This window comes from Cupriavidus sp. H18C2 (assembly GCF_049393795.1).
Classification (GTDB): domain Bacteria; phylum Pseudomonadota; class Gammaproteobacteria; order Burkholderiales; family Burkholderiaceae; genus Cupriavidus; species Cupriavidus pauculus_C.
The window spans coordinates 1,958,750-1,972,017 of sequence record NZ_CP186010.1 but is presented as its reverse complement, the minus strand read 5'-3'; the positions used below and the strand labels follow the sequence as shown (position 1 = coordinate 1,972,017).

Below are 13,268 nucleotides of genomic sequence, written 5' to 3'. Positions count from 1 at the left end.
TTCGCGTCGACGCCGTTCCTGGCATTCGACGCATCCGTTCCCATGCAAGCCAATTCCCGACCCTATTTCCTGCTGATCGCCATCGTCTCGTTCGCCCTGCTGGGCGCCGCGCTGTACATGCAGTTCGTGGAAGGCTACCAGCCGTGTCCGCTCTGCATCATGCAGCGGTTCGCGTTCGTCGGCATCGGCGTGTTCTCGCTGCTGGCGGCCATCGCGCAGAACACGCGCACGCTGTGGCAGGGGCTGGGCATGCTGTCGGGCGTGGCCGGGATTGCGGTGGCCGGCTACCACGTGTCGCTGCTGCTGAACCCGAAGTCGTCGTGCGGCATCGACCCGCTGGAGAACTGGGTCAACGCGCTGCCCACGGCCAAGCTGCTGCCGCAGTTGTTCTATTCCGACGGCCTCTGCACCGCGCCGCTGCCGCCGCTGTTCGGCCTGTCGATCCCGGCCTGGTCGCTGATCTGGCTGGTCATCCTGACGCTGACGCTGGCAGTGGGCCTGATCCGGCGGGAGAAGAATTTTCGGTAGGGAGCTGGGGGTGAGGGCAGGCGGTTCCACCGGCGACAAGTCGTAATTTGAATCTCAACGCCCTCTCCCCCAAACCCCCTCTCCCGCTAGCGGGAGAGGGGAGTGCCCCCCCCAGCCGCCCTCAAGCAATCTCAAGCACCCTTCAAGCAATCTGCTCGATCTGTTCCTGCAGTGCCAGCCAGCGTTCCTCCAATTGGTCCAGTTCGCCGGTGACGTCGGCCTGGCGCTTGAGCATTTCCATCAGCCTGGCCTTGTTGGCGTCCTCGTAGCTTGAGGATTCGGCCATGAAGGCGTCAATGGCGGTCTTGTCGGCCTGCAGCGTCGACATGCGCTTTTCCACCTTTTCCAGTTCCTTGGTCAGCGGCTTGCGCAGCGCGGACAGCCGCTGGCGTTCGTCGGCTTCGGCGCGGCGCTGGTCGCGGCGGTTGACGGCGGGCGCGCCGGCGTCGGCCGCGTGGCTGGCCACGGCGGCGTTGCGCTTGGCGGCGGCCTGCTGCAGCAGCCAGTCGCGGTAGTCGTCCAGGTCGCCGTCGAACGGCTGGATCGTGCCGTCGGCCACCAGCATGAACTGGTCCGACGTGGCGCGCAGCAGGTGGCGGTCGTGCGAGACCAGGATCAGCGTGCCTTCGAACTGGGCCAGCGCCATGGTCAGCGCCTCGCGGGTGTCCAGGTCCAGGTGGTTGGTCGGCTCGTCCAGCAGCAGCAGGTTCGGCTTCTGCCAGACGATCAGCGACAGCGCCAGCCGGGCCTTTTCGCCGCCCGAGAACGGTTCGATGGGCGACGTGGCCATGTCGCCCCGGAAGTTGAAGCTGCCCAGGAAGTCGCGCAGTTCCTGCTCGCGCACGTCCGGGGCCAGCCGCGCCAGGTGCTGCAGCGGCGAATCGTGGTCGCGCAGCGTTTCGAGCTGGTGCTGCGCAAAGTAGCCGATGACCAGCCCCTTGCCCAGCCGCAGCGTGCCGTTCAGCGGCGGCTGCGTGCCGGCCAGCGTCTTGACCAGCGTCGACTTGCCCTGGCCGTTGGCGCCCAGCAGGCCGATGCGCTGGCCGTTCTGGATCGACAGCATGAGCCGGTGCAGGATGGTGACGGGCGGGTCGGCCTCGGCGTAGCCGCAGTCCACGTTGTCCAGCACCATCATCGGATTGGGCGCCGAATCGGGCTCGCGGAATTCGAACGCGAAGCCGGCCGCCACGTGCACGGGCGCCAGCCGCTCCATCTTCTCCAGCGCCTTGACCCGGCTCTGCGCCTGCCGCGCCTTGGTGGCCTTGGCCTTGAAGCGCGTGATGAACGATTCCAGGTGCGCGATTTCCTTCTGCTGGCGCGTGTAGGCGGCCTGCTGCTGGGCCATCTGCTGCAGCCGCATGGTCTCGAACTGGGTGTAGTTGCCGCCGTAGCGCTTGAGCTGCTGGTTCTCGATGTGGACCGTGACCGTGCAGATCGCGTCCAGGAACTCGCGGTCGTGCGAGATCATCACCAGCGTGCCCGGGTAGCGCGCCAGCCAGTCTTCCAGCCAGACAATGGCGTCGAGGTCCAGGTGGTTGGTCGGTTCGTCGAGCAGCAGCAGGTCGGACGGGCACATCAGCGCCTGGGCCAGGTTCAGCCGCATGCGCCAGCCGCCCGAGAACGACGCCACCGGCTGCGACACCTGCGGCAGCGTGAAGCCCAGCCCCAGCAGCAGCGCCTCGGCGCGGGCGGCGGCCGTGTAGCCGTCGGCATCGGCGTAGGCGGCGTGCGCCTCGGCCTCGGCCGATCCGTCGCCGCTGGCCTGCGCGCCGGCAATGCGAGATTCGATGGCGCGCAGCCGCGTGTCGCCGTCGATGACATAGTCCACGGCCGTGCGGTCCACGGCCGGGGTTTCCTGCGCCACGTGCGCGATGCGCCACTGGGCAGGAACGATCACATCGCCGCCATCGGCATGCAGTTCGCCGCGCAGCATGGAAAACAGCGTGGACTTGCCGCTCCCGTTGGCGCCGACAAGGCCCACGCGCTCGCCCGGGTTGAGCGTCACGCTGGTGTGGTCGAACAGCACCTTGGTGCCGCGCTGGAGGACAAGCTGGTCGATTCGTATCACAAGACTCACCGTGGTTTCGGCAGGCCGGCATTGTAGCGCCGTGGCGGGCCGCCCGGCCCGTGCCGCGCGCGGCGGCTTTCAGCGAGCTTGCATGTCCGCCCCCATGTATTGAGGGATTTCCCCTAGACCGTCACTTTCGGTCGCGCGGGCACAGCATTTGCGTGTAAATTTATTTACATTGGTTGCTGCACTGCGAAAGTGCCTTTTCATTGTCGATTGCCCGCGTGACCCGCAATCGGCGCCGAAATGGTGCGCCGCCTGCCCATTTCCCACCGTCACGCTCCTGCCATGTCCAACGGCCAGACGATTTCCGAACGCATCGCCCGCGCGCTGCCCACACTGACGCCCGCGCACCAGCGCATGGCGAACTATGTGCTGGACAACCTGTTTCGCGCGGCCACGATGCGGATCGACGAGTTCGCGGCGGCCGTGGAAGTGTCCGTGGCCACCGCCAACCGCTTTGCCAAGGCGCTGGGCTTCGACGGCTATCCGCAGTTCCGGGCCGAGCTGGTGCGCGGTTTCGAGGCCACGCTGGCGCCGGTGGAGCGCCTGCGCGACGAACTGGCGCGGCCGTCAACCGTGGCCGACGTGTTCGCGGCCTCGCTGGAAGACGGCGCCCGCAACCTCGAATCGACGCGGCGCAACCTGGACCCCGAGTCCATCGAGCGCGCCGTCGACGCGATCCTGCAGGCCGAGCGCGTCTACGTGATGGGCTTTGGCGCCAGCGGCTACCTGGCCGGGCTGATGCAGCACGGGCTGGAGATGCACTGCCGCATGGTGACGTCGGTATCGACGGTGGGCGGCGCGTCGCACGCAGCGCGGCAACTGTTCAAGCTCACGCCGCGCGACCTGGTGGTCTGCATCGCGTTTCCGCGCTACGTCACCGACTCGATCAAGCTGGCCCAGCGCGTGAAGATGCACGGCGGCCGGCTGCTGGCGCTGACCGACGGCCCCACGTCGCCGCTGGCGCCGCTGGCCGACATCGCGCTCTACGCCAACGCCGGCAACCGGCTGTCGGCCAATTCCGAGGCCACCGTGCTGGCGCTGATCGAGGCGCTGTGCGGGGCCGTGTCGTACCGCTCGGTGCGGGCCGTCAAGGCCGCCGCCGAAATGACCGAATTCCTGCTGCCGTGGCTGTATGGCGCGCCCGGTGCGCGCGACGACCGCGCCGCACCGAAATCCTCCGACTGAAGCAAAGAAGGGAAGTAGAAGGACCTATGCCTCAAGCTGTTATCGCCATCCACGGCGGCGCCGGCACGATTACCCGTGCGGCCATGGACGCCCAGCGCGAACGCGACTACACCGCCGCGCTGGAACAGGTGCTGCTGGGCGGCCAGCGCGTGCTGGCCGACGGCGGCAGCGCCCTCGATGCCGTCACCGAAGCGGTGCGCCTGCTCGAAGAGTGCCCGCTGTTCAACGCCGGCCGTGGCGCCGTGCTGACGCACGCCGGCACCTACGAACTGGACGCCTCGGTCATGGACGGCCGCACGCTGGCCGCCGGCGCCGTGGCCTGCGTCAAGCGGCTGCGCAACCCGGTGCTGGCCGCGCGCGCCGTGCTGGAGCAGAGCGAACACGTGTTGTTCGCGGGCGAAGGTGCCGAGGCATTTGCCGAAGCGCAAGGCCTGGAACTGGTGGCACCGGAATACTTCTTCACACAGGCCCGCTACGACCAGTGGCAGCGCGCGCGCGGCACGGCCGGCATGGCGCTGCTGGACCACGACGCCGCCGCGCTGGCCGCCAGGGCGGCCCAGGCCGATCCGCTGGACGCCGACAAGAAGTTCGGCACGGTGGGTGCGGTGGCCTGCGATGCGCAGGGCAACCTGGCCGCGGCCACGTCCACGGGCGGCGTCACGAACAAGCAGGTGGGCCGGGTGGGCGATACGCCGCTGCTGGGCGCCGGCTGCTACGCCGACGACATGGCGGCCGTGTCCGCCACGGGCACAGGCGAGATGTTTATCCGCACCGCCGCGGCGTTCGATGTCTCGGCGCAGATGCGCTACGCCGGGCTGTCGCTGGAGGAATCGGCGCGGCGCGTGGTCATGGAAAAGCTGCCTGCCATCCACGGGCGCGGCGGCCTGATCGCGGTGGACCGCGCCGGCAACGTGACGCTGCCGTTCAACACCGAAGGCATGTACCGCGGCGTGGCCCGCGTGGGCGAGCCGGTCAACGTCTGGATCTACGGCTGATATGGCGAATACTGTTTCCAAGCAAGGCATTGTGCTGCCGCCCGAGCGCGTGGTGGCCGTCGACAACCTGACCGTGCGCTTTGCCACGTCCGAGCGGACCGTGGAGGCCGTGCGCAACCTGTCGTTCCACGTCGACCGGGGCGAGACGCTGGCCGTGGTGGGCGAATCGGGATCGGGCAAGTCCGTGACGTCGCTGGCGCTGATGCGGCTGGTCGAGCACGGCGGCGGCAAGATCGCCCAGGGCAGCATGCTGCTGCGCCGGCGGGCCGGCGAGGTGCTGGACCTGGCCCGGGCGCCCGAGTCCACGCTGCGCACCGTGCGCGGCGCCGACGTGGCGATGATCTTCCAGGAGCCGATGACGTCGCTGAACCCGGTGTTCCCGGTGGGCGAGCAGATTGCCGAGTCCATCCGCCTGCACCAGGGCAAGAGCAACGCGGCCGCGCGCGCCGAGGCGCTGCGCATGCTGGAACTGGTTCGCATTCCCGAGGCGCGCCGCGTGCTGGACCGCTATCCGCACCAGCTCTCGGGCGGCATGCGCCAGCGCGTGATGATCGCCATGGCGCTGTCGTGCAAGCCGGCGCTGCTGATTGCCGACGAGCCGACCACGGCGCTGGACGTGACGATCCAGGCCGAAATCCTGCAGCTCATCCGCAACCTGCAGGCCGAGATGGACATGGGCGTGGTCTTCATCACGCACGACATGGGCGTGGTGGCCGAGGTGGCCGACCGCGTGCTGGTGATGTACCGCGGCGAGAAGGTGGAAGAGGGCACGTCGGACGACGTGTTCCACGCCCCGGCGCACCCGTACACGCGCGCGCTGCTGTCGGCGGTGCCCAAGCTGGGCGCCATGGCGGGCACGGACCTGCCCGCGCGCTTCCCGCTGGTGCAGATGACCGACGGCGCGGCCGCCGTGGCGGAACTGCCGCAGGACACCGTGCCGGCCGGCGCCGCGCCGATCCTGCGCGTGCGCGACCTGGTGACGCGCTTCGACGTGCCGGGCGGGCTGTTCGGCAAGGTCACGCGCCGCGTGCACGCCGTGGAGCAGGTCAGCTTCGACCTGTACCCGGGCGAGACGCTGGCGCTGGTGGGCGAATCGGGCTGCGGCAAGTCCACCACGGGCCGCTCGCTGCTGCGGCTGGTGGACGCGCAGAGCGGCACCATCGAGTTCGCCGGCCAGAACATCAGCAAGATGCAGGGCCCGGCGCTGCAGGCGCTGCGCCGGAACATCCAGTTCATCTTCCAGGACCCGTTTGCGTCGCTGGACCCGCGCGTGCCGGTGGGCTACTCGATCATGGAGCCGCTGCTGGTGCACAAGGTGGCCAGCGGCAAGGAAGCCGAGGCCCGTGTGGCGTGGCTGCTGGAGAAGGTGGGTTTGACGGCCGCGCATGCGTCGCGCTACCCGCACGAGTTCTCGGGCGGCCAGCGGCAGCGCATCTGCATTGCGCGGGCGCTGGCGCTGAACCCGAAGGTGGTGGTGGCTGACGAGTCGGTGTCCGCGCTGGACGTGTCGATCCAGGCCCAGATCGTCAACCTGATGCTGGACCTGCAGCGCGAGCTGGGCGTGGCCTTCCTGTTCATCTCGCACGACATGGCCGTGGTGGAGCGCGTGAGCCACCGCGTGGCGGTGATGTACCTGGGCCAGATCGTCGAGATCGGCCCGCGCCGCGCCATCTTCGAGAACCCGCAGCACCCGTACACGAAGAAGCTGATGTCGGCGGTGCCGATTGCCGACCCGGCCCGCCGCCATCTGAAGCGCGAGCCGCTGAACGACGAAATCCCGAGCCCGATCCGCGCGGTCGGCGACGAGCCGGTGGTGCAGCCGCTGGTGGCCGTGGCCGGCAGCGGTGCGCAAGGCCACTTCGTGGCCCGCCACGCGGTGGGCGGCGCGTACTGACCGGCCCGGAACCCGTAGTCCCAAAGTCCTGTAGTCCCGTAGTTGCTTTTGCGTTTTCGCTATCCCGAAAGAGGAGAAGAGATGTCCAAGAACACGTTCCGGCTGATGGCCGGTGCCGCCACGGTTGGCGCCATGGGCCTGCTGGCCGCCGCGCCGGCGTTTGCCGCCAAGGATGCGGTGATGGCCGTGTATTCCACGTTCACCACGCTGGACCCGTATGACGCCAACGACACGCTGTCGCAGGCCGCCACCAAGTCGTTCTACCAGGGCCTGTTCGGCTTCGACAAGGACATGAAGCCGGTGAACGTGCTGGCCGAGAGCTACGACGTCAGCAAGGACGGCCTGGTCTACACGTTCAAGCTCAAGAAGAACATCAAGTTCCACGACGGCACCACGTTCGACGCCACCGCCGTCAAGGCCAACCTGGACCGCGTGACCGATCCGGCCAACAAGCTCAAGCGCTACACGCTGTTCAACCGCGTGGCCAAGACCGAGGTGGTGGACCCGTACACCGCCCGCGTCACGCTCAAGGAACAGTTCTCGCCGTTCATCAACGTGCTGGCCCACCCGTCGGCCGTGATGATCAGCCCCACGGCGCTCAAGAAGTACGGCAAGGAAATCGCCTTCCACCCGGTGGGCACGGGCCCGTTCGAATTCGTCGAGTGGAAGCAGACCGATTACCTGAAGGGCAAGAAGTTTGCCGGCTACTGGAAGACCGGCTACCCGAAGATCGACACGATCACCTGGAAGCCGGTGGTGGACAACAACACCCGCTCGGCCGTGATGCAGACCGGCGAGGCTGACTTCGCGTTCAGCATCCCGTTCGAGCAGGCCGCCGTGCTGAAGGCCAGCCCGAAGGTGGACCTGGTGGACGCGCCGTCGATCATCCAGCGCTACCTGTCGCTGAACACGATGGTCAAGCCGTTCAACGACCCGAAGGTGCGCCAGGCCATCAACTACGCGATCAACAAGGAAGCGCTGGTCAAGGTGGCGTTTGCCGGCCATGCCGTGCCGGCCGAAGGCGTGGTGCCGCCCGGCGTGGACTACGCCGAGAAGCTGGGCCCGTGGCCGTACAACCCGGCCAAGGCGCGCGAGCTGCTGAAGGAAGCCGGCTACCCGAACGGCTTCGAGACCACGCTGTGGTCGGCCTACAACCACACGACGGCCCAGAAGCTCATCCAGTTCGTGCAGCAGCAACTGCAGCAGGTGGGCATCAAGGCCCAGGTGCAGGCCCTGGAAGCCGGCCAGCGCGTGGAGCGCGTGGAATCGGTGCAGAAGCCCGAGGAAGCCGGCGTGCGCATGTACTACGTGGGCTGGTCGTCGTCGACCGGTGAGTCGGACTGGGCGCTGCGTCCGCTGCTGGCATCGGAATCGATGCCGCCGAAGCTGCTGAACACGGCGTACTACAAGAACGACCAGGTCGACGCCGACATCGCCGGGGCCCTGCGCACCACCGACCGCGCCGAGAAGGCCCGCCTGTACAAGGACGCCCAGGAACGCATCTGGAAGGACGCCCCGTGGGCCTTCCTGGTGACCGAAAAGGTCCTGTACGCCCGCGCCAAGCGCCTGACCGGCGCCTACGTGATGCCCGACGGCTCGTTCAACTTCGACGAGATCGACATCAAGCAGTAAGCAGTTGGTTTTCCCCTCTGCCGCCTGGCGGAAGCGGGGCCTGGGGACGGGCGGGCGGTGCGGCTTGCGACTTGTCGCGGCTGGCGCGGCCGGCCCTCACCCCCAACCCTTCCCCCGCTGGCGGGGGAGGGGCGCAGCAAAGGCAGTGGCCTTGAAACGAAGTGGTAGCAGTCGCGGTACGCAGTACGCATAACAAGCTGTTCATAAAGCGGTAAGCCGTGAGCCGCCTGCCCGTGTAGGCGGGGTGAAAGGGCGGGCGGCCTTCGGTCTCAATTTCTGGTTTTCTGGTGTCAGGATGCTGAATTACTTCCTCAAACGATTTCTGGGCGTCATACCGACAATGCTGATCGTGGCAGTGTTGGTGTTTCTGTTCGTCCACCTGCTGCCCGGCGATCCGGCGCGGCTGGCCGCGGGCCCGGAAGCCGATCAGGCGACCGTCGAGCTGGTGCGCAAGGACCTGGGGCTCGACAAGCCGATGCACGAGCAGTTCGTGCGCTTTTTCACGAACGCGCTGCGCGGGGAGTTCGGCACGTCGCTGCGCACCAAGCGTCCGGTGGCCGACGAGATCGGCGAGCGCTTCCTGCCCACGCTGTACCTGACGCTGACGTCCATGGTCTGGGCCGTGGTTTTCGGCATGGCCATCGGCATCAGCTCGGCCGTCTGGCGCAACCGCTGGCCGGACCGCCTGGGCATGACGCTGGCCGTCTCGGGCATCTCGTTCCCGGCCTTCGCGCTCGGCATGCTGCTGATGGAGATCTTCTCGGTGCAGCTCGGCTGGCTGCCGTCGATTGGCGCCGATAGCTGGAAGCACTACATCCTGCCCTCGCTGACGCTGGGCGCCGCCGTGGCCGCCGTGATGGCGCGGTTCACGCGGGCGTCGTTCATCGAGGTGCTGCAGGAGGATTTCGTGCGTACCGCCCGCGCCAAGGGCGTGCGCGAGACCGTGGTGGTCATCAAGCACACGCTGCGCAACGCGATGATTCCCGTGGTCACCATGATGGGCCTGCAGTTCGGCTTCCTGCTGGGCGGGTCGATCCTGGTGGAGATGGTCTTCAACTGGCCCGGCCTGGGCCGGCTGCTGGTGGACGCCGTGGAGATGCGCGACTACCCGGTGATCCAGGCCGAGGTGCTGCTGTTCTCGCTCGAATTCATCCTGATCAACCTGGTGGTGGACCTGCTGTACACCGTGATCAACCCCACCATCCGCTACAAGTAAGGAGGCCGACATGACCGAGCTTTCCACGTCCGCCCCCGCCGCCCAGGCCGCCGCGCCCGAGGCCGTCCGCACGCCCTGGACCGAGTTCTGGCGCAAGTTCCGCAAGCAGCACCTGGCGCTGGCCGCCGGCGTGTTCGTGCTGCTGCTGGTGGTGATCGCCATCCTGTCGCCGCACATCGTGCCGTACGACCCCGAGAACTTTTTCGACTACGACGCGCTGAACGCGGGTCCGTCGGCCGCCCACTGGATGGGGGTCGATTCGCTGGGCCGCGACATCTTCAGCCGCATCCTGGCCGGCACGCGCATCTCGCTGGCCGCCGGCGTGTTCTCCGTGATCATCGGCGCCATCATCGGCACGCTGCTGGGCCTGCTGGCCGGCTACTACGAAGGCTGGTGGGACCGCATCGTCACGCGCATCTGCGACGTGCTGTTCGCGTTCCCGGGCATCCTGCTGGCCATCGCCATCGTGGCAATCCTGGGCAACGGCATGTTCAACGTCGTCTGCGCCGTGGCCGTGTTCAGCGTGCCCGCGTTTGCCCGGCTGGTGCGCGGCAACACGCTGATGCTCAAGCGCCTGACCTACGTGGAGGCCGCGCGCAGCATTGGCGCGTCGGACTGGACCATCCTGATGCGGCACATCCTGCCGGGCACGGTATCGTCGATCGTGGTCTATTTCTCGATGCGGATCGGCACGTCGATCATCACCGCCGCCGGCCTGTCGTTCATCGGCCTGGGCGCCCAGCCGCCCACGCCCGAGTGGGGCGCGATGCTGAGCCAGGCGCGCGCCGACATGGTCACCGCGCCGCACGTGGCAATCTTCCCGAGCCTGGCGATCTTCCTGACCGTGCTGGCGTTCAACCTGCTTGGCGACGGCCTGCGCGACGCGCTGGACCCGAAGATCGACCGCCGCTGATCGCATGGCCAACGCTCCCATCGTCGGCAGGCTGCCGGCGGGCCCGCGCAACGCCATCACCGACGTGGCCGGCGTGACCGTCGGCCACTGCACGCTGGCCGACGGCGCCTGCCAGACTGGCGTGACCGTGATCCGGCCGCATCCGGGCAACGTCTACGTGGACAAGGTGCCGGCCGCCGCCACCGTGTTCAACGGCTTCGGCAAGAGCATCGGGTTGGTGCAGGTGGACGAACTCGGCGTGATCGAGACGCCCATCGCGCTGGGCAACACGTTCGCGGTTGGCGCGCTGGCGCAGGCCCAGATCCGCGCCGCGATTGCCGACAACCCCGAGATCGGCCGCGGCTGGCCGACCGTCAATCCGCTGGTGTTCGAGTGCAACGACGGCTACCTGAACGACATCCAGGCGATGGCGGTGCAGGGCGCCCACTACGACGCGGCGCTGGCGGCCGCCGGCCCGGACGTGCCGCAGGGTGCGGTGGGGGCCGGGCGCGGCATGTCGTCGTTCGGTGCCAAGGGCGGCATCGGCACGGCGTCGCGCGTGGCTGGCGGATATACGGTCGGCGCGCTGGTGCTGTCGAACTTCGGCACGCCCGATTCGCTGATCCTGGCCGGCCGTGCGCTTGGCGCCGCGCTCGACGCCCGGCTGAAGCAGCCGCCCGAGCCCGAGAAGGGCTCGATCATCCTGATCGTCGCCACCGACGCGCCGCTCGACGCACGGCAGTTGCGCCGGCTGTCGATGCGCGCGGGCACCGGGCTGGCGCGTACCGGGTCGGTTTACGGGCACGGCTCCGGCGACATCGCGCTGGCATTCTCCACGGCCTACACCGTTCCGCACCTGGCCAGCGCGCCAATGCCGGCCGTGCCGATGGTCCACGAATCGGCGCTCGACCCGTTGTTCCGGGCGGCCGCCGACAGCGTCGAACAGGCCATCGTGCACGCGCTGTGGCACGCCGAGACCGTCCACGGCCGTGACGGCCATACCCGCCGCGCGCTGCGCGAGCTGCTGCCAGACCTGCTGCAAGGCTTTACCGCATGAAGATCCTGATTTCCGTCGATATCGAAGGCGTGGCCGGTGTGTTCCACGCCGAGCAGACGCGCGCCGGCAACGGCGAATACGAACGCGCCCGCGCGTGGATGACCGGCGAGGCCAACGCGGCCGTGCAGGGCGCCTTTGCCGGCGGCGCCACCGAGGTGCTGGTCAACGACTCGCACGGCGGCTTCCGCAACCTGCTGCCGGACCAGATCGACCCGCGCGCCCAGCTGGTGCTGGGCAAGCCGCGCTACCTGAGCATGGTGGCCGGCGTGGAGCAGGACTGCGACGGCCTGTTCATGATCGGCTACCACGGCCGGGCCCAGAGCCGCGGCGTGCTGGCGCATACGATCAACAGCGGCGCGTTTGCGCGGGTCTGGTTCAACGGACTGGAACTGGGCGAGGCCGGCATCTACGCCGCGCTGGCCGGCGAGTTCGACGTGCCCGTGCTGATGGCCAGCGGCGACGACGTCTTTGTCGCCGAAACCCGCCCGCTGATGCCGTGGGTGCGCTACGTGCAGACCAAGACGGCCGGCGGGCAGGGCAGCGGCACGTCGCTGTCGCCCCAGGCCGCCCGCGACGCCATCGCCCACGCGGCCGAAGCGGTCACCCGGCAGGCTATCTCGCGGCCCGAGGCGCGCTGCTTCGAGTTGTCCGGCCCGGTCACCTGCCGCCTCCAGACGCAGACCACGGCCCACGCCGACCTGTTCTGCCAGTGGCCAACGTTCGAGCGCGTCGACGGCGTCACGCTGACCTTCACCGCGCCCACCGTCCAGGCCGCCGTCCGCATGCTGAACTGCTGCTCGGCGATGTCGTTCATGCTGAAGTAGTCCGCCCAGCGTTCTGATGGTTTGCTCCCCTCTCCCGCCCGGCGGGAGAGGGGCCGGGAGAGGGCAGGCGGTGCAAACTGCCACACGTCGGCAAGCAGAGCCTCGACACCCTCACCCCCAACCCCTCTCCCGCGCGCGGGAGAGGGAGTCCCGACAGCGGCAACTTGCAGGCCGCCAGCCGATCAGTGGGACAATGGCGTCCGTTTTCCCACTGGTATCGCTCATGACCGTACCGCCGCCCGGGCGCTGGATGCCTGTTCGCAAGGATTTTGTCGATCCGACGGCTACGCGCTGCCATGCGCGCAGTGCCCCGGGCGGGCGCCATCACGGCTTTCCGGAAGGGCAGGCGTGGATCCTGCGCGGGCCTGACGGCCACGAGTATCCGTTCGGCGACGCATGCGCCCGGGCCGTGCTGGCCGTGCCGGGCGAGCTGGACACGGTGCCCGACTACACCGAGCGCGACGCGGTCAAGCGGGTCGATGCCGTCATCGACGCCGCGTTCGCCAGCCAGCCGCGCCGCAAGCCGACGCCCGCCGAACTGGCGCTGGAGCGCCGCAACGCCGCCACGCGCTACGTCGTGTTGCGCATGGAGAAGGTGGCGGGCGTGCCGCGCGTGCAGCCGACGGTGCGGTTTCCGGCGCTGGAAGACCTGTACCAGCAGATCGTGGCCGGCCGGCCGCTGGCGCCGGCGCAGGTGCAGCGCGTGCTGGCAATCGAGCGCAGCCCGGCCACGCCGCCCAAGCTCAAGGCGCTGAACCTGCTCGATGTCTACACGGCCCACGTGAAGCTGGAATGGCTGATTGCCGCCGCCAGCCGCGAGGACCGTATCCGCTTCCTGCGCAGCCTGCACGACTGGCTGGCGCGGCACCTGGTGCTGTCCGCCGCGCAGATCGAGGCGGCCGGCATCGTCATGCATCCCCACGCGTTCCGCTCGGCCTGGCCGGCCGATGGCGCCGGCGAACTGTTCTGAG

Annotated in this window: 11 protein-coding genes; 10 read left to right on the top strand and 1 reads right to left on the bottom strand. The window is 68.6% G+C overall.

Annotated features, from left to right (window positions below):
* Positions 1-42: 42 nt before the first annotated feature.
* Positions 43-528, top strand: coding sequence for a disulfide bond formation protein B (locus EPAKOI_RS08940; protein WP_124684111.1), 486 nt, complete (start codon positions 43-45; stop codon positions 526-528).
* Between the two features lie 142 nt (positions 529-670).
* Here EPAKOI_RS08940 and EPAKOI_RS08935 read toward each other — a convergent pair whose 3' ends face one another.
* Positions 671-2,596 carry an ATP-binding cassette domain-containing protein gene (locus EPAKOI_RS08935; RefSeq protein WP_423192033.1) on the bottom strand — a complete coding sequence of 642 codons (1,926 nt, stop codon included), beginning with the start codon at positions 2,594-2,596 and terminating at the stop codon, positions 671-673.
* 288 nt (positions 2,597-2,884) lie between these two features.
* Here EPAKOI_RS08935 and EPAKOI_RS08930 point away from each other — a divergent pair, with 288 nt between their 5' ends.
* From EPAKOI_RS08930 to EPAKOI_RS08890, 9 genes are all read left to right on the top strand, one after another.
* Positions 2,885-3,787, top strand: coding sequence for a MurR/RpiR family transcriptional regulator (locus EPAKOI_RS08930; RefSeq protein WP_124684113.1), 903 nt, complete (start codon positions 2,885-2,887; stop codon positions 3,785-3,787).
* Between the two features lie 26 nt (positions 3,788-3,813).
* Entirely contained in the window at positions 3,814-4,782 is a 969-nt protein-coding gene (locus EPAKOI_RS08925; protein ID WP_423192032.1) for an isoaspartyl peptidase/L-asparaginase family protein, read from the top strand.
* Between the two features lies 1 nt (position 4,783).
* The gene (locus tag EPAKOI_RS08920) at positions 4,784-6,676 is read left to right on the top strand and encodes a dipeptide ABC transporter ATP-binding protein (RefSeq protein ID WP_124684115.1); all 1,893 of its coding nucleotides are present in this window, start codon (positions 4,784-4,786) and stop codon (positions 6,674-6,676) included.
* A gap of 81 nt (positions 6,677-6,757) precedes the next feature.
* Positions 6,758-8,308 (top strand): glutathione ABC transporter substrate-binding protein GsiB, encoded by a 1,551-nt coding sequence (gsiB, locus tag EPAKOI_RS08915; protein WP_423192031.1) that lies wholly within the window; start codon positions 6,758-6,760, stop codon positions 8,306-8,308.
* Positions 8,309-8,603: 295 nt separating this feature from the next.
* Positions 8,604-9,524 carry a glutathione ABC transporter permease GsiC gene (gene gsiC, locus EPAKOI_RS08910; RefSeq protein WP_124684117.1) on the top strand — a complete coding sequence of 307 codons (921 nt, stop codon included), beginning with the start codon at positions 8,604-8,606 and terminating at the stop codon, positions 9,522-9,524.
* A 10-nt stretch (positions 9,525-9,534) separates the two neighbouring features.
* Positions 9,535-10,437, top strand: coding sequence for a glutathione ABC transporter permease GsiD (gsiD, locus tag EPAKOI_RS08905; protein ID WP_124684118.1), 903 nt, complete (start codon positions 9,535-9,537; stop codon positions 10,435-10,437).
* Between the two features lie 4 nt (positions 10,438-10,441).
* A complete protein-coding gene (locus EPAKOI_RS08900; protein ID WP_423192030.1) occupies positions 10,442-11,473 on the top strand; it encodes a P1 family peptidase in 1,032 nt (343 codons plus the stop codon).
* Positions 11,470-12,297: a M55 family metallopeptidase gene (locus EPAKOI_RS08895; RefSeq protein WP_313836488.1), complete on the top strand. Its 828-nt coding sequence runs from the start codon at positions 11,470-11,472 to the stop codon at positions 12,295-12,297. Before EPAKOI_RS08900 ends, EPAKOI_RS08895 begins: the two co-directional genes overlap by 4 nt.
* Positions 12,298-12,520: 223 nt before the next feature.
* Entirely contained in the window at positions 12,521-13,267 is a 747-nt protein-coding gene (locus EPAKOI_RS08890) for a hypothetical protein (protein ID WP_423192029.1), read from the top strand.
* The last annotated feature ends 1 nt before the right edge of the window (position 13,268 follow it).

Bases quoted from the DNA above. Each gene is read 5' to 3' on its own strand.
- EPAKOI_RS08940 (WP_124684111.1), top strand. From the start codon at position 43: ATGCAAGCCAATTCCCGACCCTATTTCCTGCTGATCGCCATCGTCTCG.
- EPAKOI_RS08925 (WP_423192032.1), top strand. From the start codon at position 3,814: ATGCCTCAAGCTGTTATCGCCATCCACGGCGGCGCCGGCACGATTACC.
- EPAKOI_RS08900 (WP_423192030.1), top strand. From the start codon at position 10,442: ATGGCCAACGCTCCCATCGTCGGCAGGCTGCCGGCGGGCCCGCGCAAC.
- EPAKOI_RS08890 (WP_423192029.1), top strand. From the start codon at position 12,521: ATGACCGTACCGCCGCCCGGGCGCTGGATGCCTGTTCGCAAGGATTTT.
- EPAKOI_RS08930 (WP_124684113.1), top strand. From the start codon at position 2,885: ATGTCCAACGGCCAGACGATTTCCGAACGCATCGCCCGCGCGCTGCCC.
- gsiB (WP_423192031.1), top strand. From the start codon at position 6,758: ATGTCCAAGAACACGTTCCGGCTGATGGCCGGTGCCGCCACGGTTGGC.
- gsiC (WP_124684117.1), top strand. From the start codon at position 8,604: ATGCTGAATTACTTCCTCAAACGATTTCTGGGCGTCATACCGACAATG.
- gsiD (WP_124684118.1), top strand. From the start codon at position 9,535: ATGACCGAGCTTTCCACGTCCGCCCCCGCCGCCCAGGCCGCCGCGCCC.
- EPAKOI_RS08895 (WP_313836488.1), top strand. From the start codon at position 11,470: ATGAAGATCCTGATTTCCGTCGATATCGAAGGCGTGGCCGGTGTGTTC.
- EPAKOI_RS08920 (WP_124684115.1), top strand. From the start codon at position 4,784: ATGGCGAATACTGTTTCCAAGCAAGGCATTGTGCTGCCGCCCGAGCGC.